The 21,008-nt window shown below is 57.8% G+C and carries 23 protein-coding genes; 19 read left to right on the forward strand and 4 right to left on the reverse strand.

The genetic code is table 11. The features are described from left to right. Positions 1-29 precede the first annotated feature (29 nt). The 5 genes from ABDB87_RS03970 to ABDB87_RS03990 all read left to right on the forward strand — a co-directional run bounded on the left by ABDB87_RS03970 (position 30) and on the right by ABDB87_RS03990 (position 4,805). On the forward strand, positions 30-986 hold the full coding sequence (locus tag ABDB87_RS03970) for a ribose-phosphate pyrophosphokinase (protein WP_345924262.1): 957 nt from the start codon (positions 30-32) through the stop codon (positions 984-986). Between the two features lie 90 nt (positions 987-1,076). Then, positions 1,077-1,694: a 50S ribosomal protein L25/general stress protein Ctc gene (locus ABDB87_RS03975; protein WP_345924263.1), complete on the forward strand. Its 618-nt coding sequence runs from the start codon at positions 1,077-1,079 to the stop codon at positions 1,692-1,694. Beyond that, on the forward strand, positions 1,694-2,287 hold the full coding sequence (gene pth, locus ABDB87_RS03980; protein WP_345924264.1) for an aminoacyl-tRNA hydrolase: 594 nt from the start codon (positions 1,694-1,696) through the stop codon (positions 2,285-2,287). The genes ABDB87_RS03975 and pth overlap by 1 nt, the downstream gene beginning before the upstream one ends. Continuing rightward, complete coding sequence (gene ychF / locus ABDB87_RS03985) at positions 2,284-3,375, forward strand: redox-regulated ATPase YchF (protein ID WP_345924265.1); 1,092 nt, start codon at positions 2,284-2,286, stop codon at positions 3,373-3,375. The genes pth and ychF overlap by 4 nt, the downstream gene beginning before the upstream one ends. A 227-nt stretch (positions 3,376-3,602) precedes the next feature. After that, complete coding sequence (locus ABDB87_RS03990) at positions 3,603-4,805, forward strand: tyrosine-type recombinase/integrase (RefSeq protein WP_345924266.1); 1,203 nt, start codon at positions 3,603-3,605, stop codon at positions 4,803-4,805. Here the strand turns inward: ABDB87_RS03990 and ABDB87_RS03995 are convergent. Further along, positions 4,792-5,514 (reverse strand): hypothetical protein, encoded by a 723-nt coding sequence (locus tag ABDB87_RS03995; protein ID WP_345924268.1) that lies wholly within the window; start codon positions 5,512-5,514, stop codon positions 4,792-4,794. The two genes, ABDB87_RS03990 and ABDB87_RS03995, sit on opposite strands and share 14 nt — an antisense overlap. A 124-nt stretch (positions 5,515-5,638) precedes the next feature. On the opposite strand from ABDB87_RS03995, the gene ABDB87_RS04000 reads away from it, so the two are divergent. From ABDB87_RS04000 to gluQRS, 14 genes are all read left to right on the forward strand, one after another. Further along, positions 5,639-5,839 (forward strand): helix-turn-helix transcriptional regulator, encoded by a 201-nt coding sequence (locus tag ABDB87_RS04000; protein ID WP_345924269.1) that lies wholly within the window; start codon positions 5,639-5,641, stop codon positions 5,837-5,839. A gap of 234 nt (positions 5,840-6,073) precedes the next feature. Beyond that, entirely contained in the window at positions 6,074-7,279 is a 1,206-nt protein-coding gene (locus ABDB87_RS04005; protein ID WP_345924270.1) for a rep family protein, read from the forward strand. A gap of 11 nt (positions 7,280-7,290) precedes the next feature. Then, a complete protein-coding gene (locus tag ABDB87_RS04010) occupies positions 7,291-7,677 on the forward strand; it encodes a hypothetical protein (protein ID WP_303563108.1) in 387 nt (128 codons plus the stop codon). A 12-nt stretch (positions 7,678-7,689) separates the two neighbouring features. Next, positions 7,690-8,061, forward strand: a complete 372-nt coding sequence (locus ABDB87_RS04015) for a hypothetical protein (protein ID WP_345924274.1) — start codon at positions 7,690-7,692, stop codon at positions 8,059-8,061. Positions 8,062-8,112: 51 nt separating this feature from the next. Beyond that, positions 8,113-8,343, forward strand: coding sequence for a major capsid protein (locus tag ABDB87_RS04020; RefSeq protein ID WP_303563104.1), 231 nt, complete (start codon positions 8,113-8,115; stop codon positions 8,341-8,343). A gap of 175 nt (positions 8,344-8,518) precedes the next feature. After that, positions 8,519-9,874 carry a hypothetical protein gene (locus ABDB87_RS04025; protein WP_345924278.1) on the forward strand — a complete coding sequence of 452 codons (1,356 nt, stop codon included), beginning with the start codon at positions 8,519-8,521 and terminating at the stop codon, positions 9,872-9,874. Between the two features lie 9 nt (positions 9,875-9,883). After that, on the forward strand, positions 9,884-10,171 hold the full coding sequence (locus ABDB87_RS04030) for a DUF2523 family protein (protein WP_303563100.1): 288 nt from the start codon (positions 9,884-9,886) through the stop codon (positions 10,169-10,171). 24 nt (positions 10,172-10,195) lie between these two features. Next, on the forward strand, positions 10,196-11,290 hold the full coding sequence (locus tag ABDB87_RS04035) for a zonular occludens toxin domain-containing protein (RefSeq protein WP_345924281.1): 1,095 nt from the start codon (positions 10,196-10,198) through the stop codon (positions 11,288-11,290). Then, on the forward strand, positions 11,287-12,519 hold the full coding sequence (locus ABDB87_RS04040) for a type II secretion system protein GspD (RefSeq protein ID WP_345924283.1): 1,233 nt from the start codon (positions 11,287-11,289) through the stop codon (positions 12,517-12,519). Before ABDB87_RS04035 ends, ABDB87_RS04040 begins: the two co-directional genes overlap by 4 nt. 611 nt (positions 12,520-13,130) lie before the next feature. Next, a complete protein-coding gene (locus tag ABDB87_RS04045; protein WP_345924285.1) occupies positions 13,131-14,084 on the forward strand; it encodes a hypothetical protein in 954 nt (317 codons plus the stop codon). 256 nt (positions 14,085-14,340) lie between these two features. Further along, complete coding sequence (locus ABDB87_RS04050; RefSeq protein ID WP_345924287.1) at positions 14,341-14,934, forward strand: hypothetical protein; 594 nt, start codon at positions 14,341-14,343, stop codon at positions 14,932-14,934. Positions 14,935-14,938: 4 nt separating this feature from the next. Beyond that, on the forward strand, positions 14,939-16,075 hold the full coding sequence (locus ABDB87_RS04055) for a helix-turn-helix domain-containing protein (protein WP_345924289.1): 1,137 nt from the start codon (positions 14,939-14,941) through the stop codon (positions 16,073-16,075). A 353-nt stretch (positions 16,076-16,428) separates the two neighbouring features. Beyond that, positions 16,429-17,010: a response regulator gene (locus ABDB87_RS04060; protein ID WP_345924290.1), complete on the forward strand. Its 582-nt coding sequence runs from the start codon at positions 16,429-16,431 to the stop codon at positions 17,008-17,010. A 9-nt stretch (positions 17,011-17,019) separates the two neighbouring features. Beyond that, on the forward strand, positions 17,020-17,940 hold the full coding sequence (gene gluQRS / locus ABDB87_RS04065) for a tRNA glutamyl-Q(34) synthetase GluQRS (RefSeq protein WP_345924291.1): 921 nt from the start codon (positions 17,020-17,022) through the stop codon (positions 17,938-17,940). On the opposite strand, the gene clsB is transcribed toward gluQRS, so the two are convergent. Genes clsB through nadA form a run of 3 tightly spaced genes read right to left on the reverse strand, consistent with a single transcriptional unit; the run spans position 17,937 to position 20,963 of the window. Continuing rightward, positions 17,937-19,103, reverse strand: coding sequence for a cardiolipin synthase ClsB (gene clsB, locus ABDB87_RS04070; protein WP_345924294.1), 1,167 nt, complete (start codon positions 19,101-19,103; stop codon positions 17,937-17,939). The genes gluQRS and clsB overlap by 4 nt on opposite strands. Further along, a complete protein-coding gene (locus ABDB87_RS04075) occupies positions 19,100-19,846 on the reverse strand; it encodes an endonuclease/exonuclease/phosphatase family protein (protein ID WP_345924296.1) in 747 nt (248 codons plus the stop codon). The genes clsB and ABDB87_RS04075 overlap by 4 nt, the downstream gene beginning before the upstream one ends. Before the next feature lie 16 nt (positions 19,847-19,862). After that, complete coding sequence (nadA, locus tag ABDB87_RS04080) at positions 19,863-20,963, reverse strand: quinolinate synthase NadA (protein WP_345924298.1); 1,101 nt, start codon at positions 20,961-20,963, stop codon at positions 19,863-19,865. Between the last annotated feature and the right edge of the window lie 45 nt (positions 20,964-21,008).

The raw sequence follows: 21,008 nt of genomic DNA on the forward strand, positions 1-21,008 counted from the left end.
TGCCAGCGCAAAAATAGCAAGAGGTAGTCATGGCTTACCGCAGCCTGATGGTCTTCACCGGAAACGCCAACCCCAAACTGGCAGCTGATGTTGTCAAACGCCTGGGAATTTCCATCGGATCTGCCACAGTCGGTCGTTTTTCCGACGGTGAAGTCAACGTCGAACTGCTGGAAAACGTTCGCGGCAAGGACGTATTCGTTCTTCAGCCGACGTCGGTTCCCACCAACGACAACCTCATGGAGCTGATGATCATGGTCGACGCGCTCAAGCGCGCTTCTGCCGGCCGGATCACCGCAGCCATTCCCTATTTCGGTTACGCCCGTCAGGATCGTCGTCCGCGCTCTGCCCGCGTGCCGATCACCGCCAAGGTCGTGGCCAACATGCTGCAGGCCGTGGGCGTGCAGCGCGTGCTGACCGTCGATCTGCACGCTGACCAGATCCAGGGCTTCTTCGACATTCCGGTCGACAACATCTACGCTACCCCGCTGCTGCTCTCGCATCTGCGCAAGACCGAGCAGTCGAGCGACCTGATGGTCGTCTCGCCGGACGTTGGCGGCGTGGTGCGCGCACGTGCGGTCGCCAAGCAGCTCGAAACCGAACTGGCCATCATCGACAAGCGCCGTCCCAAGGCCAACGTTTCCGAAGTAATGAACATCATCGGCGACGTGAAAGACCGTACCTGCGTGATCGTCGATGACATCGTCGACACCGCCGGCACGCTCTGCAAGGCCGCCCAGGCACTGAAGGCGCATGGCGCCAAGCGCGTGGTGTCCTACATCACCCACGCCGTGCTGTCCGGCTCCGCCATTGCCCGCATCACCGAGTCGGAGCTCGACGAACTCGTCGTGACCGACACCATTGCGCTGCGCGACGAAGCCCGCGCCTGTCCCAAGATCAAGCAGGTCTCGATCGGCTCGCTGCTGGCGGACACCATGCTGCGCATCAGCAACGAAGAGTCCGTGTCCTCGCTGTTCATGGACGACTGATCGCTTTCAAGGCTGCGCCGACTGGCGTGGCCTTTTTACCGGATGCCGCTCTGGTCGCGGATCGGCATCGCTCAACTGGAGAAGTACAACATGCAATTCAACGTCAAAGCCACCAAGCGCGACGCCAAGGGTACGGGTGCGAGCCGCCGCCAGCGTCGTGAAGGCGTCACTCCCGGCATCATCTATGGCGCCGGCAAGGAAGCCGTCCAGATCAATCTGGATCACAACGACCTCTACCACGCTCTGCGCAAGGAAGCTTTCCACAGCTCCGTGCTGAGCATCGATGTCGAAGGCTCCATCGAAACCGCCGTCCTGCGTGACGTGCAATGGCATCCGTTCCGCCAGATCGTGCTGCACGTCGATCTGCAACGCGTCGACGCCACCCACGCCACCCACATCAAGGTGCCGCTGCACTTCGTCGGCGCCGACGTGTGCCCGGGCGTGAAGCTGCAACACGGCCTGTTCTCCCACAACGTCACCGAAGTTGACGTCAAGGGTCTGCCGGCCGCCCTGCCCGAGTTCATCGAAGTGGACGTGTCCGCTCTGGAAGCCGGCTCGGCGATCCACCTGCGCGACCTGAAGCTGCCGGCCGGTGTCGAACTGGCTCATGCGACGGACGCCGACAAGGTTGCCGCGTCGATCTTCATGCCGCGTGGTGCCGCTGAAGCCGCTGACGCAGGCAGCGCTGAAGGCGAAGCCAAGGCCTGATGAGCCAACCGGCTCCGCGCCTGATCGTCGGCCTCGGGAATCCCGGGGCCGAATACACCGAGACCCGGCATAACGCCGGGTTTTGGTTTTGTGAGCGCCTGGCGCAGGATCTGGGCGCCCGCCTCAATCATGAGAGCCGTTTTCACGGCTTCGTCGGCAAGGCAGGCAACACCTGGCTTCTGCTGCCGCAGACCTTCATGAACCGCTCCGGGCAGTCCGTTCTTGCCCTGGCGCACTTTCATCGCATCCCGCCCGGCGAAATTCTCGTCGTGCATGACGAACTCGACATCCCGCCGGGTCAGCTCCGGTTGAAATTCGGCGGCGGACTCGGCGGACACAATGGCCTGAAGGACATCACGTCGCGCCTCTCGAGCCAGGACTACTGGCGCCTGCGGATCGGCATCGGTCATCCGGGCGACAGGAATGCCGTGGCAAACTACGTGCTGAACCGCCCGCGCCGCGAAGAGCAGGACGAGATCGACCGCGCGATCGACCGCGCGCTGGCTACCTGGCCAAAGATCGCAGCAGGCGACTGGAACGCGGCCACCCAACACATCAACGCGCGCCCTGCGGCGCCCAAGGAACAAGCATGAGTCTCAAGTGCGGCATCGTCGGCCTGCCCAATGTCGGCAAGTCCACGCTCTTCAACGCCCTGACAAAATCGGGCATTGCTGCGGAAAACTATCCGTTCTGCACCATCGAACCGAACGTGGGCATTGTCGAAGTGCCAGATCCGCGCCTGGCCCAGCTTTCTGAAATCGTGAAGCCGCAGAAGATCCAGCCGGCAATCGTCGAGTTCGTCGACATTGCGGGTCTGGTGGCCGGCGCCTCCAAGGGCGAGGGCCTGGGCAACCAGTTCCTGGCCAACATCCGCGAGACCGATGCCATCGTGAACGTGGTGCGCTGCTTCGACGATGAAAACGTGATCCACGTGGCAGGCCGTGTTGATCCGCTCGCCGACATCGAGACCATCCTGACCGAACTGGCACTGGCCGACATGACGGCCGTCGAGAAGGCCATCCAGCGCGAGCAGAAAAAAGCCCGCGCCGGAGACAAGGAAGCGCAGAAATTCGTCGCGCTGCTCGAAGGCCTGATGCCGCACCTCAACGAAGGCCAACCCGCACGCACCTTCAAGCTCTCCGATGACGAAAAGGCGCAACTCAAGCCCCTGTGCCTGATGACGCTCAAGCCCGCCATGTACGTGGGCAACGTGCTGGAAGACGGCTTCGAAAACAATCCCCACCTCGATCGCCTCCGCGAGCACGCCGCCAAGGAAGGCGCGCCGGTCGTGGCCGTCTGCGCCAAGATCGAACAGGAACTGGCCGATCTCGATGACGAAGACAAGCTGGCCTTCCTGGCTGACCTGGGGCTCGACGAGCCGGGTCTGAACCGCCTGATCCGTGCGGGCTACGACCTGCTCGGACTGCAGACCTACTTCACCGCCGGTGTGAAGGAAGTGCGCGCCTGGACCATCCACAAGGGCGATACCGCCCCGCAAGCCGCTGGCGTGATCCATACCGATTTTGAGCGCGGCTTCATCCGTGCCCAGACCATCTCGTTCGACGACTTCATCCAGTACAAGGGCGAGCAAGGCGCGAAGGAAGCCGGCAAGATGCGCGCCGAGGGCAAGGAATATGTCGTCCGCGACGGAGACGTTCTGAACTTCCTGTTCAACGTCTAATCCAGCAGATGCAACAATCAGAAATGGCTTGAAACATACTGAAGCCATACAGAAGCCCGCAAAGACTAGCTCTGGCGGGCTTTTTTACGTCTATTGACTGCTCGTGAAACATCATGAAATTTCACTTGCTTTCAATAGACAGGCGGGTACAAAAGCGGGTACGAGGCAGAGTTTTGATGTTGATATAGCGGGTACAATCGAAGCGTCCACTCCTTCAGAGGCATGCCATGCTGACAGACGCCCATTGCCGCAACGCCAAACCCCGCGAAAAGCTATATCGGCTGAAGGACTTCAATGGCCTGTACTTGGAAATCAAGCCCTCCGGCATCAAAGCCTGGCGCTACCGATACAAGCTGAACAACAAAGAATCCATGTTCGCTCTGGGCAACTATCCAGACATGGGGTTGGCCGACGCGCGCGAACGCTGTGATGAAGTGCGAAAGCAGGTCAAGCAGGGCATTCACCCCGTCGTGCACCGCAAGCAGGAAAAGGCCCGCCTCATCAAGGAAGCGGCTGACACTTTTGAAGCTCTCGCGACGGAATGGCTGGCACTCAAGAGCTGGGAAACCGTCACCAAAGCTCGACGGCTAAACATGCTTGAGCGAGTGGTTTTCCCAACCATTGGCAAATTGCCAATCAAGCAGATCACCCCTCCGATCATCCTCAGCATTCTTCTGAAGAGCTCAAAGGAAAATGGAGTCACAGTCGCCGCCGAAGCAAAGCGCACCATGTTCGGCATCTTTGAGCTTGCTTGTGAGACTTTCAGGGTTGACGCGAACCCGGTTCATCAATGGCGCGAGGCACTACCGAAAAACAAGACCCAGCATAAACGTGCCTTGAGTACCGCAGAAATCGGGCAACTCCTGAAAGACTTCTCCGGGCACGGCGGTCATTTCCAGACGATATATGCCTTCCGACTCATGTGGCTCACGCTAACGCGCCCCAATGAAGCAGTCCGGGCAGAATGGTCCGAGATCGACTTGGAGTCCGGCCTATGGAAAATTCAAGCTCACCGCATGAAAAATCGGCGAGAGCATGTGGTTCCCTTGCCTCGCCAAGCTGTCGATCTACTAAAGGCTTTGCACCCAATCACGGGTTCTACGCCGTTTGTCTTTCCGTGCCGTGATGATCGGAACAAGCCAATGGCTGATGCCACGATTCGCCAAGCACTGAAGAAACTTGGCTGGGCAACAAAATATAGCCCTCACGGCACGCGAACTACAGGATCGACGAGACTTAACGAACTCGGCCACCGAGGTGACGTGATTGAAGCGCAACTGGCGCACACCGAGCCCAATTCGGTGCGTCGAACGTACAACCATGCGACGTACCTCGATGAGCGACGCGAGATGATGCAAAGGTGGGCAGACCTGTTAGATGGCTGGCAGAAAATCTCTGAAAGCGTAGAGCCTGCTGCTACTGCTCAATAGATTTCATCAAATCCACAGATCCTAGATAGTCTTGTCGCGCACTCTCTAGCTTTTCCCTTACTGCAAGTAAGGAAATGGGTAGTTCAAGCTTCTTCGCGTCAAGATTGATGGCCCGCAGTTTCTCAGTCAGATCGTCTAGCACGACACCCCTGCTTTTCAGGCTCAGGATAGGCAGAAGTACATCGAGCATAATTTCGACATGCCTCAGCTTGCGGCACAAAAGCAAATTTGCAAGCAGCCGCTGAGCTCTCTCCTTTTCCGATGCTTCATCTACGAAGCTACCGATGTTGCGTTTTGTGAGGTCACGCGCCTCAACGGGCAGATCAAACCCATCCTCCCAAAACATATCCACGTACGTTTCCAGCTCCTGATTCGCCTTCAGTAGCGTCTCGAAGTACGTTTTGACGACCTCCTCCGAGGCACGAGTAGCGGTCGGAAACCCACATCCTTTTGGCGCAAAGTGGCCGAATTGCTGATCTTCCACGCCCGTGGAAATCCAAAAAGCATATTCAGGCCAGGTCTTTGCAGCGCCTTCCACTAGCGCCCCGCTAGGTACCCCACCTCGGCTCCACCAAGTTCGCCAGGTGCTTTCTGTTACCCCGGTTAGTTCCCGGAGCAGTGGAAACCTGCGCTTTTCTGGCGTCTGGCTGGAGATAAGCAATCGGAGCCGATCCCCAATTGCCGATTTGCCGGCGACTTCGCTTGACATGCCAAATCCTTTCACATACGCTTATTTACGTTCAATTGAACGTATTGCGGCGCGATTGAGACCATCCGATTGTAGCTGAGGTCTTCAAGCGTGGCAGGCAGTTTGGTTCCAGCGGAGGGGGTTTATGGCAACAACCATCGAAAGTTACGCATCGGTTCTGGCCCGCATCGGGATCAGCCGCCCAACCTTGTGGCGCTGGCTGCGCGATGAAAGCAATGACTTTCCGCGCCCTGTCCGGCTTGGCAAGCGAAAGCTTGGCTTCGTTGTAGCCGAGGTCGATTCCTGGGTTCTTTCGCGGGGAACTGCGAGCGGGGCGCAGAAATGAAAGCGCGGCGGCCGCTCGTTCAGCTCGATATGTTCCCCGAGGCGCTTGCCCCGGGGATGAACTTCTATGCGCGAGCCATGGCAGGCGTCGCCAAAGAAAACGCAGCGACACAGCCGACCGGCAGCGCAACGCCCGCAGCGCGCCAGCGCGAGGACGAGGGCGCAGCCGAGTCGGCGCCTCTAGGTAAATCTATACGGATTTTGTTGTCAACGCCGGCAAAGGCAGGTTCGTGATGTGTCCCGACTTGCCGACCTTCGCTTTGTTGAAACCCTGCCTGTCGGGGTCCGTCACATCCGCGATGGTGTTGCCATCCCAGCGCCGTCAGAAGCTGCGCTTCGGGTCTATCGATACATTCTGCTTCAGGGCAGTCAGGACTTGCTCTATCCATTCTGGCGGGATGTTGTTGATCGCGACACCGGTGAAATCACGGGCAAGAGGAGTGAGTTCAGGGTCAGCGTATGTGGCAGAACCGCGCTTGAGCACGACGTGCCCGTCTATCGGAATGCTAAGGGTGGGGTCGGCATCGGAGGGGTTCTTCGCTGCGGGAACGTTTGGGGCTGCGTTTTTTGCTGCGCAAAGGTTATGCGACGACGGGCGGAGCAAATCGGCGCGCTATTCGAGGCCATACATGCGGAAGGCGGAGGCGCAGTAATGGTCACGTTCACGTGTGCGCATCGGCTGGACGACTCTTTGGCCCTGATGCTGGAAAAGTTCAAATCAGCCCAACGCACGCTCAGTCAATCACGTCAGTTCCGTGCCTTGGCCGAGTCTCGAAGCGGTGCATGTGTTGCCACTGAAATTAAGTGGAGCCCGCGTAATGGCTGGCACCCTCACCAGCACCAGGCGTGGTTCTTTCCGCGCCCATTGTCATCTGACGAGACCGAGCTGCTTTCAGCTTCGCTATTCCCTGTTTGGCAAAGCGCGCTGCTCAAGCATGGTTTGGACTGCCGCGAGTTTTTCAAAGATCGGCGTGTTGGCGTTGATGTACGGCCGGCATGGGACGCCAGTGAGTATCTCGCCAAATTTGACCGAGAGCGGGACTGGAGCCTGTCTGCCGAAATGACTGCCGGCAGGCTGAAAACCGGTGGATCGCAATCGCTGACTCCCTGGGCAATTCTGGAAGACGCCATTCAGCGCGGGCGCGAATCGCAAGCCTTCACGCTCTGGCTCGAATACCTGCGCGCGACCAAAGGCAAGTCCTGCATTTCGATGAAGGCTGCGGCCCCTCTTCTCCGGCGCTTCGATCTGCCCGTCACGTTTGACGACATCGAGGATGCGAATGCGCAGGGCGAGTCCTCAATCATCACCCGAGTTGGCCGTGTCGAGTTCGAGAGCATCGTCAAGGCTGGCGGCATGGGCAAATTTTTGGAAGCCGCTCGATCTGGCGGTGCAGAAGCAGTCGAGCACATCGCTCAAAACATTGATTGGTCATTTTCGTAAAGGAGAAAGAAATGTCGCTTTTGTCTCGTCACGTTGCAGAACTGAAGAGTGAGGAATTCGTGCTGGGGGTCTCGACCGGGTTTGAGGGCGAGAAGGGCACCAGGATGGAGGGGATCGAATCGACCAAGATCTGCATCGTATCGACGCCTGCCAGCAAGAACTGGACGGGCTTCACCGCTCTGGATCAAAAGATTGCGGACGCCGATGTGGGCCGCAGCATGAAAGACAAGCTCTTTCCGGCTCGCTGTTTCATCACCTATCGCCGGGTGACGGCGGTTGAAAAGAAGGTCATGGATGGTCGCGAGGTTTCCAGCGACGTTGAGAAGCTCGTTGTCGTTGGCATTGAGTACATCTGCCAAGTTGATCTTGTCGATGTGAAGGTTGCCAAGGCTGCATAAGGTTTTCTCTCCATGGCTACAGTCACTTTCAACAATACGACCGTCGCGGTAACTGACCTGACGTGTTCCAACGTCAAACCGGCGGTTTCCGCTGCGCTCGGCTGGGGAAGTGGCTGGTCCGCACAGTCATGCACATCAGACCCGGTTCAAGCCAACACCATCATCACTTTCGCCTCAGGGACAAGTACGTGGCAAGGCGTCATTACGGCGGTCGTGAATAACCCAGTCTCATCTATGACAGCCATCAGCCCGAGCTGTACCCCGGAGTCCTTCGATTACACATATGCCGAACAAGTATGGGCGGCAGCATTTTGCGTCACGGTGGGTCTGTATCTCGTGGCACTCAAGGTTGGAACGATTCTGCGCTTCTTCCGAGGCGCGTAATCGAAACAAGCGCGTCCGGCGCACCCGGACATTTCTTTGAAAGGAAGCAACATGAAAAAACTCTTCGCAATTTTCGTCGCCGCAATGGTGGCTCTGGTTACTCCGATGGTTTCGTTTGCGCAAACGGCCACCAATACCGGCCCCGACTTTTCGACCCTGACCAGCCAGATCGATCTGTCGACCACCATCACCGCCATCATGGCTATCGGCGTTTCGGCCATGGGTCTGCTTCTCGCCATCAAGGGCGTGAAGATCGTCTGGCGCATGTTCAAGGGTGCCTGATCAGCCCCCTTTGTCGCCATGACATGGGGAGGGCTAGCACTCCCCTTTTCACTTTTTCGCGCCCGCGAAAATTTCCATCGAAGGCTCTCACCATGACCAGCACTCAGATTTGGTACATCTTCGTTTTTGCTTGGGGACAGCTGTGTGCATGGGCTGTCATCAAAGGACTGTCACTATGATCGCCCGTGCGTTCGCACTGCTGGCGGCATTGATATTGACCCTTCATGCGGCATCAGCGAGCGCTCAAGCATTGCCGGTTTCCAGAGGTGTCAATCGTGCAGTCAGCGGCGTTACTCAGCAATCAATGAGGTCACGTGGTTTTGCTGCGAATGACCCTCGCTTTTACGACACACTGTCCGGTATGTCTGGCGTTGCCGGATCGGCGGTAGGCTCTGCGGCCGGGGCTGGTGTCGTTGTCATGCTTGGCGCCACAGCGCCTGCTTGGGCCACCGCCATGCTCGCGACGGCAGCAGCTGCCGCCGTTGGATACGGTGTCACGCTTGCCATCGATGGGCTCGTGAACTGGCTCTTCCACAAGGACACAATGAAGGTTGACCAATACCAGGCGGCCAACCTGTCGTATAGCGCCGACGGATTCGGTGTCGGCGATATTGTTTGGAGCGGGTGGGACCCGGCCGGTCGGCAAGTATATGGAAGCGATCCGAATGCGTTGGCACAAGAACTGTATTACGCGGCCAAGCGAGCTCAAGGGATTGCTCAGCCGAGTAAGCCCAATTGCTTTTCCGCAAACTCGATTACCTACTACTGTGGGAATACCTCAGTAAGTTATGGCCTAAGGGCTGAGGTTTCGTGCGGCAGGGGCATGCTTGCGGTGGCAAATGTCTGCACCAGCTATAGCTATCCTCTCGAAAGCACCGTCCAGAACGTTCCGGGGCGAACCTTGCAACAAGCGGTAGCGGCGCTACCTGAAAGTGAGCTTGCAAAGCCCCTGAATCCGCAAATTGTCGCTGATCTTGCCAACCAACTTTGGCAGCAAGCAGCTACGCAGCCGGGATACCGGGGCCTGCCATACCAGCAGGCAAACCCCATCACTGCATCAGAAGCGCAGACATGGATGGACCAAAACCCAAGCTACTGGCCAACAGTGCGTGATTTCGTTCAGCCTCAACCGACGACCGATCCTACTTCGTACTCCCTTCCGTTCAACCCTACCGCCCCTGCGTCACAGCTCCAGCAAACGACGAATCCGAATCCAAATGCTGTGAATCCTGCTGCCGAGCAACCACAGGTCAATCTTGGGGATGATCCAGCCATTCCTCAGCCTGAGCTTGAGCCTACGCCCACTGCTCAACAGATCTTGGCGCCTGTGTTGAACCTGTTGCCAAGCCTGCGCAATTTCATGATGCCAACAGGCGCCGGGACATGCCCGGTTGCCAGCTTTAGTGTTTGGAGTCACAGCTTTCAAATAGACGCGCACTGCACCGTCATTGGACAGAACCAGCAAATTATCCAGGCATTCATGTTCGTTGCTTGGTCGGTGCTGGCGCTGCTTGTCCTGCTTCGCGCTTGAGGAACAACCATGTACGGAATCCTTCTCTCCGCTCTCTGGTCGGCGCTGGCATGGGTCGCCCGATCTGTCCTGGTCAAGTTCGTTCTCTATTTCGGCCTGTTCTTCATCACAACAGAGTTCATCCAGATCCTGACGACCATCCTGCCTGATGGATCATCGCTTCGCAGCGCGTTTGGCGGTTTGCCCGGTTCGATGTGGTGGCTGATGAACATCATGCAGTTCAACGTCGGCGTGCCCATGGTTCTGTCGGCCTACGCCACTCGATTCATCATCCGCCGCATCCCCGTGATCGGCTGATTTTCGCAAATGCGAAAGTGACCCATGGCGATCAATGCGTATACCGGCCTTCAAGGCAGCGGTAAGTCCTACGAAGTCACCAGTTCAGTGATCGTATCGGCCATTGCCGCAGGTCGCCGGGTCATCACCAATATTGACGGCATCAACGAAGAGAAAATCCACGAATACCTGCTAGCCAAGAACAAGGCACAAGCAGGCAAGCTCGGGACGGTCGTTCATGTCACCAACGAACGTATCCTTCAGCCGGCATTCTTTCCCGACGAAGAACACCCTGAGGTCGTGTCAGTTGTTCTACCTGGTGACTTGGTCGCCATTGATGAAGCGTGGCGCTTCTGGCCTGCTGACGGAGGAAAGCTCACCCATGAGCACATGCAGTTCTTCCGCATGCACCGCCATTACACGCACCCCGAGACGGGCGTGAGCTGTGATGTGGCACTGATGATTCAGGATATTTCGGGCCTGCATCGGAGCGTCAAGAATGTCGTGGAGTTCAGCTTCAGGACCACCAAGCACAAAGCCCTGGGCATTGGTAAGCGCTACCGCGTCGAGGTCTTTGAAGGCTACAAGCAGACGCGGACGAATGCGATTAGCCGTTACCAGAAAGAGTATGACAAAGTATTTTTCCCAATGTACAAGAGCTACGCGGGCGGAAACGGAAACGAAAAAGCGATTGATGATCGAACCAACATCTTCAAACGCTGGTGGCTTCTGCCGGTAATCATTTGCGTGACCATTGCGGTCTTTTTCTCGTTCTACAAGATCTACCGTTTCTTCCAGCCGGAAACACACCTCAAGAACCACGCCCCCCACTCCGGGACTACAGCCATGCCGGCATCAGCACAGGCTCCTGGTGGCCCGCTGCATGCACAAGGTACGAGGCTTCCGCCGCCTATCAGTTTCAGCACAGCCTGGCGCATTGCTGGGCGGTTCGTCTCCGGCAATCAACAGTACGTGGTGCTCGCCAGTCCAACAGGGCGCCTGCGCTTTGAAAGCCCTTCCAACTTCGCGAACGCTGGGCAAGCGATGGCTGGAAAAATTGATGGCGAAACGGTGACTTACTACAGCGGCACAGTTGCCCCTCCGCCTGCGGTCCCATCTATCGCGGGAGCGATGCCATGATAAAGCTTATTGCCACCTTTCTGACGGCCGCATTTCTTTCATGGGCCGCTCATGCCGCAAATGCCCCAACTGGGTTCGATCTGACAGGCGTCAAGGTGGCTGACGCACTTCAACTGATCTTTGGCGATGCGTTGCACACGCCCTATATGTTCGATCCCGAGGTGGCCGCAGATCAGCGGATCATTTCTTTCCGCTGGCAAAGCGACAAGGGGGATTTGCGCCCTTTCTTGACCAGCTTTCTGGACAGCCTTGGCTACGCACTTGAAAACCGTGCCGGCGTGGATTTCGTCGCTCGCAAGACACGTCGCGATGCCCCTGCCCCTGAGGTATTCGTCTATCGCCCCAAGTTCCGTGAAGTCGGCTTTCTGACGGAAATTCTTACACCACTGTTCGGCGGCGGTTTTACGGCAAACCGCACGGTGAAAGCCTCCGACTCTGCAAAAATTCCCCAGGGACAAACACCGCCGCCCAACAGCGCCGCTGCGTTGGTGGATCGTGCGTCAGACCTTTTGGTATTCACAGGCACACCAGACGAGATTGGCCGCTTGCAACAGGCACTCTCTCAGGTCGATGTCGCGTTTGGCGAGGTCATGGCACGCGGCGTGGTCTATGAGGTCAGCACGTCTGAAAAGGAAGGCTCAGCATTTGGCCTGCTTGCCAGTTTGCTGGACGGTCGCTTTTCAATAGGTATTAGCGCACTCTCCAAGGCCAACAGCTTTATCCAGTTCAAGGGCACGAACCTTGAAGGCATCTACTCTCTGCTGAACCAGGACAGCCGCTTCAAGGTGCTATCCAGCCCGTCACTGCGCATCCGTTCTGGCGCCCAAGGTGTTTTCTCCGTTGGGCAGGACGTGCCCGTGCTCGGCGCCGTCAGCTATCCGAGTAGCGGCCAGGCGGTTCAGAGCGTCGAGTACCGATCCAGCGGCGTCATCTTCAACATCCAGCCGACTGTTCGTGAAGGCGTGATCGACCTGAACATTGACCAGCAGCTCTCCAACTTCATCGCAACCACAACTGGCGTCAACAACTCACCGACCCTGACTAAACGTTCGCTCAAGACCTCAATCAGCGTGAAGGATGGTGATCTGATCATTCTGGGCGGCTTGGCCGAAAACAAGGACAGCAACAGCAGGGACGGACTGACGTTCCTGCCGAAGTTTCTGCATACATCCGGCACCGAAGCATCTCGGTCGGAAATCCTGCTGGTACTTCAAGTCCAGCGCCTTTAGCCCTTAGGAGGCCATATGGTCGCGTTTCTCACGTTCATCATCGTCGCGCCGCTGTACTGGACGTTACTTGAGTGGGCATATCCCCATGTAAAACGATAGCAGGGAGCGTATTCGGAAGCTCGCGCCAAGAAGAGGGCGTGTAGCTTTCCTGAACCGCCACAACAAAGCGTTGTCCGCGTCCTATCCCGTACTGTCTGGGTACCCTGGCAAGCACCTTGCAAAAGCTTGCCGGTCAAACTTCGTAACTGAGGTTGCTTCGAGAACTCAACCCGTCATTCCTGATGCTTTTCCTGTCAGCCGCTCGCCATTTGCGTAGTTTGACCGGCGCATTCACGCACTCGGTTAATCTATCTCATTCCCCTCTAAAGCTTCGGGATCGTCGGGTCGCCTCAAGCTGGAGTGAGAGGCTCTATTGAGGATGTGCATCTGACAAGCGCGGGAATGCTCTTCGTTGCTGAGCTCGCCCTCGATGAAGGCGGCATTCAGTTGTTCTACCACTTCGTCCAGAATGCATCCGTCTAAGCGCATGCTACCTCGTGCGAAGTTGATGGCGTCTCGCCGACGTAAGCGCTCTGTCTCGGTGATTTTCATTTCAATGTGGGAACGAGCTTATGTACGTATATCGCTATGATCGTTTGAAATGTCTTCAAAATCAGCGTGCAGACCCGGTTTTACGGGGCAGGCGAGTGAAAGGGCCTGCCGGTTCTTTTGACCATCAACAAGTGCTGTCCGCTCTGGAGCGCCTGCCTGCGGATCACGGGGTATACCGATTTTGCGTTTGGAGAACGTGGGAAGCGGCCCTCAAGCACGCTGCGGCGACAAATTCCGCAGGCGACCCTATTGTCTTGCAGCGTATCCGCTCCGATGCGCCTGGATTTGATCGGTTCTCTCGTGATGACGATGAATACCTTGTAGGAGATGCTTGGATTTATTGGCAGTCTGTGCCGGTTCCACCGAACCAACCTGAATGGTCGCCAGACGGCATTCCTCACTGGGCCATTGAAGCGCTCCATCCCAACGGCCACTGGCAGCCTCTGGATTCGGCGGACTTTCTCGGCGGAGATCATGGGTATCTCGGATGGAATCGCCGATTCATTGTAGGCTGGGGCGGAGGCCCTTGCATGGCCTATGTTCAGCACCGAGCGCGTTACACTGAAAGCGGACGTCACGTCTGGATCTTATTGCGGCAGCCATCTTCTCAGGGTACGGCACTCATCAATTTCAGCAATGGATTAGCGGAGTTGGTTGAGAGAGAGTTGGCAGTGCTTGGGCACCTACCGCTAAGCATGCTGCGGTGGGCCGTTGCGCTTGAGGCGCCAGACCGCATTCTGGTTAAAGAGTTCTTTCCACGGCGGGTTGGCGTGCGACCGCACCTATTCATGGAGAAATTAGTTTCGTGGGTTCGCCCTTCTCCAAGATGGGAAGTAATCATTGATCTTGATGAAGCGCGTTTTATGACTGATCAAGAGGTGAGGTTGCTTTATATTGATTTCTCAGCCGCGGACTCTCTAAGACTTTCAGATGTTTGGCGATATGACGCCGCTCTGTTTCGACCAGAACGGTGACGGTATGGCTGTACATCCTCTCAGCACCCAGCTGACGCTCTTCCGTCAAGGCCGCCGCAGGCGCCCGCCAGGGCTTGGCCTTGATGGCGCACTGAAACGCATCATTGCTGCATGGGGTGCGGGCAGCCTCATCGCCCCGCAACCCATGCAGACTTCTTGCGGGTTTCACCCACATAGCGAAGTTGGTTGACGTAGTTGATTTTTTGCACCAGAATCCAAGGTGACAAAATCGTCCATCTGCACCAAAGGTGACTCCGTGAACAAATCGCTTCCCTGGCAGCACAAAGCAGCTCTTACAGAAGATCGCTTGAATACCATTGCCCGCGCGTTTCTTGAAGTGCACAACGGAGTCATCGAGCGTTTAAGCACAAGTGATGATTGTAACTACACTCGCGGAGCTACCTTTTTTGGAAGATGCAGAAATCGGTTGATTTCTATGGCACAGAGTTCAAGCTATCCATGGCTAACGCTTGGTGCCGGAGGCATGGATATTACTTGTGAGATTTCTGGGGTTCCATTTCGTTTCTTTCGTGACGATCATGAATCACCAAAGAAAAAAGGGTTTTGGCGCCGCAATGCGTCAGACCAGCTGTTTGCGCCAGATGATGAAACTCCTGTGATTTTTCGGTTCATCGTGGAAAGACCAGTCAACGATGAAAATGACCCCGAAATTTATTTCGTCGGGTATAACAGTACGGAAATTGCAGTTACTGAATGGCGTTACGGTCAGGTTGTGGTCTTGCAGTCGCTGGATGAAACAATCCCTGCGGCTGTTGAGCAACAACCTGCACACATCGGTGTTCGCAATGACGAAAATGACCGTCAAAGTGACACAGGAACAATGAAGTGAGGGTATGAATATTGAATTCAATGGCACAAACCTCAAGCTTGCTAGGCAGTGTCAAGGACTATCCCTGAATGAAGTTGGGGATGCCGTAGAAAAATCCCGCCAGTACATCCATCGAGTTGAGATGGGGCGGGATCAACCTACACCTGATCTAATCAGAGGTTTGGCAAAATTCTTGAATGTGGCACCCGAGTTCTTTTTCGAGCGCTCGGGTGTTATGTTGTGTGACGATGCTTATCATTTCCGTAAGCTTGCCAGCACTCCAGTAACGATGAAACAGGCCGCCCAAGCAAAAGGTGAGCTTTTTAGAAGGTTTGTAGCATTTATCGATCAGAAGTTGCGTTTGCCAGAATGCAACTTCCCGTCTTTTGAAGTTTCGTCGCCAGATGATATAGAACGTGCTGCAGAGCGTTGCAGAAGCTTATGGGAGCTAGGGCTGGGTCCGATCGACAACGTTATTCGTGTCGCCGAGAATGCAGGGGCTGTTGTTACTACTTTCCATGACGTTTCAGAAAAAGTAGACGCGCTATCTATATCGTCTCAACGTCCTATTATTGTTACGAATAATTCAAAAGGTTCTGCCTGTCGGGTTCGTTTCGACTTGGCCCATGAAATCGGGCACTTTGTTATGCATGAATCTCAGTTGACGGGAGATCGAACTACAGAATCAGAGGCAAACAGATTTGCTGGGGCTTTTCTGCTTCCACGTGGAACTTTCGTAAAAGCCTTCCCTAAGCTAAAAGGGTCCTCACTGAACTGGCCGGGCATTGTTCAGCTCAAGATGGAATGGAAGGTTAGTAAGGCTGCGATTTTGTATAGAGCCCGTCAACTTGGCCTTATCACTGAGAGTCAGTATAAGAGCGGCATTATTTATGGATTGAATCGCAAAGGTCAGGCGACGTCCGAAGACGAAGACAAGCTCATCCCTTTTGAAAAGCCCGAGCTTATATATAACGCACTTAAAATCCTTAGGACTCAACTTGGGCTGAGCTCCTTTGATGTCGCTGAAAATGTCCATATGAAAATGGAGCTTCTAAGGCATTTTCTGCCTGACTTGGACGGAGAGATAAAGGAAGATTTTTCTCGTCTCGGTAAGGTTTTTGATCTGGAAAAAATTCGGCGAGCCAGGGCTCTGGCTTCCTAAAAACTAATATTTTATGCAACCCAGGGTTTTTCTTCGTTTTCACCCCCCCGGTCGCTATTCCGTCAAGGCCGCCGCAGGCGCCCGCTAGGGCTTGGCCTTGACGGCACACCAACCGTATCATCCTGCATGGGGTGCGGGCAGCCTCATCGCCCCGCAGCCCATGCAGACCCCCGCGGTTTCGTTTTCAAGGCAGTGTCTTTAATTGCGGGTATGAAAACGGGTACAAATCAATGACGCAAGCGCCCACACGTAGAACTGGCAAGCCTTTTCAGTCAGACTTGTTGTTTAACGTCTGAGCCGCCCTGGAGCAGGCGGACCGGCCTCAAGCCGGGCCACCTGCGGGATGAACCGTCATGAGCAAAGACAACTTCAGTACGCCGCACGAGTCATGCGGCAGCATCACCCATCTCGACTGGTATGCCGCCACCGGCCTGCTGAGCAGCGGCAGCGACACATTCATATGCTTTCAGGACGAGCCGGCGCCGGAAGATCGCGCCATGGAGTCGATTCAGCCCTGGACGCTGCTCATCGTGGACGATGAGCCCCAGGTGCACGAAGCCACGACGCTGACGCTGCGCAGGATCCGGATCGGCGGCCGGCCGCTGGAATTCCTGCACGCCTACTCGGCAGCAGGCGCCGAAGCACTCATCCGCGAAACGGGCCGGATCGATCTCGTCCTGCTGGACGTCATCATGGAAACGCCGGACGCGGGCCTTCGACTGGTCGACACGCTGCGCGGCAGAATGGGCCTGACCGATCTGAAAATCCTGATCCGCTCGGGCCAGCCGGGCAGCGAACAGGAAAGCGGGCTTGCCGGGCGCTTCCCGGTCAATGGCTACATGCAGAAAACCCGGCAGACAGCCTCACATCTCGTCTCCGTCATCCAGTCGCTGCTTCTGGGCGACGATTCCACGCAGGAAGCTCGCCAGGACTGAGCCTCCGGGATGACGACAACAGCCGTCTACACCGGCCGGTTTGCCCCTTCGCCCACCGGGCCCCTGCATGAAGGCTCACTGCTTGCCGCGCTCGCCTCCTGCCTGGAAGCGCGTGCGCATAATGGCCGCTGGCTGCTGCGTATGGAGGACGTCGACGCCCCTCGCACGCAGCCCGGCGCAGCAGACCACATCCTCCGCCAGCTCGAGGCTTTCGGCTTCGAGTGGGACGGTGAGGTGCTCTGGCAAAGCCAACGGCTGGAGGCCTATCAGCACAGCCTGGACCAGCTGTGTCAGCGCGGCCTCGCCTACCCCTGCGGCTGCAGCCGTCGCGAAATCGCGGACTCCGCCCTGCGTGCGCCCGACGGCTCACTGCGTTATCCCGGCACCTGTCGCGAGGGCCTGCCCGCTGGGCGCTCGCCACGCGCCTGGCGTTGCCGAACGGATGCGGCGCTCATCGAATGGCAGGACGCTCTCCAGGGCTTGCAGCATGAGCGACTGGCCGAGAGCACGGGCGACTTCGTGCTGTTGCGTGCCGACGGCCAGTTCGCGTATCAGTTGGCCGTCGTCGTGGATGATGCCTGGCAGGGCGTCACGCACATCGTACGCGGCGCCGATCTGCTCGATTCGACAGGCCGGCAATATCATCTGCAGCGCCTGCTGGAGCTGCCCCACCCGGCCTGGACCCACCTTCCGGTACTGACGAATGCCGCAGGCGAAAAGCTTTCCAAGCAAACCCTTGCGGCCCCCATCGAGTCGACACGCGCGGCAGACCAGTTGGCGATGGCACTGAGACGACTCGGACAACCCGCGCCGGCGGGTCTGGAAGCCGAGGGTCTGGCCGCGGTCTGGGCCTGGGCGCGCGCGAACTGGTCGCTGGCCCGCATCCCGCGTCAGCGCACGCTGGCTCCGGCAGCGCCAAATCCCGACTAGGCAGCCCGGCGAGCCAGGCCGGCAACCCCCATCAGGAAACGGAGCAAGCCAAAGCAGCACCAGTCGAGCGTACGCTGCCACCAGCCCAGACGCACCCAGTGATCCGGTTCCAGCAGCGCACCGCCATCGTCGATGGCTTCCTCAAGCCGGGCACGCAAGCGGACCGCAAACCCCTCGTCGAACACCACCACATTGGCCTCGCGCGCCAGCAGCAGACTGAAAGGGTCGATATTGCTGGAGCCCACGGTCGCCCAGGCATTGTCGATCACGGCCACCTTGGCATGCAGAAAGCTCTTGCGATATTCGACGATGCGCACGCCGGATTCCATCAGGTGCGGATACAACACCCGGCAGGCGTGATACAGCAGCCAGTACTCGATGCGCCCCTGCAGCAGCAGCGTCACCCTGACACCGCGCTTCGCGGCATCCATCAGCGCATGCCTGAAAGCACCGCCAGGAAAGAAATACGCGTTGGCAATGACAATCTCAGCACGCGCCTTGCGGATGGCATCGAGATAGGCGCTCTCGATATCGCGGCGGTGGCGCAGATTGTCCCGCACCAGAAAAGTCGCCCGAAGCGCTCCGGCGCGCGCGCGTGCCGGCACGATACCGGACTCGAAGTCCGGCCTGCGGGCGCGGAAACTCGCCCAGGAGACCAGACGCCACAGGCGCGTCATGGCTGCGTGGACGCGCGTGACCAGCGGCCCCTGGATGCGCACCGCGAAATCGAAGCGATGCGGGGCCGGCGAACGCGGATCAACATCGTCAACAATGTTGATGCCGCCCACGAAAGCAGTTCGCCCATCGATCGCCACCAGCTTGCGATGCATGCGGCGGAGGCGATGACGCTGAAGCGAGAATTTCGTGAGCTCGCGCCTGAAGACCCGCAGATGGATGCCCTCCGCCTCGAGCGAACCGAACATCTCATCCACAAACCCCTTCGCCCCGAAGCCATCCACCAGCAAGCGCACATCCACGCCACGGGATGCCGCGCGCCGCAAGGCCGCCAGCACCGCAGCGCCGGTGTCATCGCGCGCGAAGATGTAGGTTTCGAGCAACACCTCATGTCTGGCGGCATCAATTGCGGCAATCAGTGCGGGGAAATACTCCGCACCGCAACAGAGCAGATCGATCCGGTTGCCGCCAAGCGGGCGAAGCTTCATGGCAGCTGCAGCTCCACCGCCAGCGGCGCGTGATCAGACAAGCCCGACCACTGCGCCCCCCAGAGCACACGGGCCGTCAGCGGCTGCAGGCCACGCAGATAGACGCGGTCAAGCGACAGCACCGGCATGCGGCTCGGAAAGGAACGGGCCGCTTGTCCATGCAGCTCGACGAAGGCTTCTTTCAGCCCGAGACGAGCGGCCAGCCAATCACTGGCGGTCTGGCGCCAGTCGTTGAAATCGCCCGCCAGGATCAAAGGCGCCCGGCTCGGAATCACTTTCTCGATGTACGCAGCCAGCGCAATCAGTTGCCGCCTGCGCTGGCCTTCGGTCAGCGAAAGATGCGCGCACAGGCAGTGGACCACGGGAGCCCCCGGCAACGCGATCTCGCAGTGAAGAATCCCGCGCCGCTCAAGGCGGTGCTGGGTGACGTCGTGATTGCTGCTGCGCAGGATCGGGTAGCGCGACAGGATCGCGTTGCCATGATGCCCGTGGTCATAAGCCGCATTGCCGCCGTAGGCCGCATGCAATGCGGAGCCTGCGAGGAACTCATGCTGGGGCTGAGCGGGCCAGTTCGCGTGACGCAAGCCGTGCTTCAGGTGCAGGCCCTGAACCTCCTGCAGCAGCGCCACATCAGGGTCGAGCTCCCTCAGACGCTCGCGCAACTCGTGAATCACCATGCGGCGATTGAGCTGCGAGAAGCCCTTGTGAATGTTGTAGCTGCAAACGCACAGTCGGCTTGTCATGAGCCCCCAGGCAATGTCAGGAAACGGCCAGCATCCGCTCCAGCGAAAGCCTGGCCAGCCCGGCTTCGTGAGCCGGTACGGTGATCCGGTTCACCACACGTCCTTCGGCAAGGTTCTCCAGCGTCCAGGCCAGATGCTGCGGATCGATGCGCTGCATGGTCGAACACATGCACACCATGGGCGACATGAACTGCACCAGCTTGCCCTCGTGCTTCACCTCTTCGGCGAGACGATTGACGAGGTTCAGCTCGGTCCCCACCAGCCATTTGGTGCCCGGTGCCGCTTCCTTCACCACCTTGAGGATGTATTCGGTGGAGCCGACATAGTCGGAATTCAGACAGACGTCGAAAGCGGATTCCGGATGAGAGATGACGATACCGTCCGGATTCTGCTTGCGCCAGTTGGCAATGTGCGAGGGCTGGAACATCTGATGAACCGCGCAGTGTCCCTTCCACAGGAGCATCTTCGCGCGCTTGATCTGCTCGCGCGTCAGGCCGCCATAGAGCTGGTCCGGATCCCAGACCGCCATGTCCTCCAGCGGAATGCCCATCTTGTAGCCGCTCCAGCGCCCCAGATGCTGGTCCGGGAAGAACAGGATCTTCTCGCGCTGCGCAAAGCTCCACTCAAGAATCTTCGGCGCATTGCTGGAGGTGCACACGATGCCGCCATGTTCGCCGCAGAAGGCCTTCAGGTCAGCGGCCGAATTGATGTAAGTCACCGGCGTCACGAACTCGTCCGGTTTGCCCAGCACTTCACGCAACTCGCGCCAGCAACGTTCGACCTTGGCGAGATTGGCCATGTCCGCCATCGAACAGCCTGCGGCCAGATCCGGCAGGATCGCGATCTGCTCCGGCTTGGATAGGATGTCAGCCACTTCCGCCATGAAATGCACGCCGCAGAATACGATGTACTCCGCATTCGCCTCGCCAGCCAGACGGGAGAGTTTCAGCGAGTCGCCGGTCAGGTCGCGATGCTGGTATACATCGGCACGCTGGTAGTGATGGACGAGCAAGACCACGCGCTCGCCCAGTTTCTGGCGGGCAGCCCGGATACGGGCGTGAGCATCCTCATCCTTGAGGCTGTTGAACTGATCGAAGGAAATGACGGCTGTCTGCATGCTTCGGAAACCACTTTCAGGCAAAACAGAGCCCCCTGGGCCCTG

Origin of the sequence: Uliginosibacterium paludis, assembly GCF_039631355.1 — a bacterium.
GTDB classification, from domain to species: domain Bacteria; phylum Pseudomonadota; class Gammaproteobacteria; order Burkholderiales; family Rhodocyclaceae; genus Uliginosibacterium; species Uliginosibacterium paludis.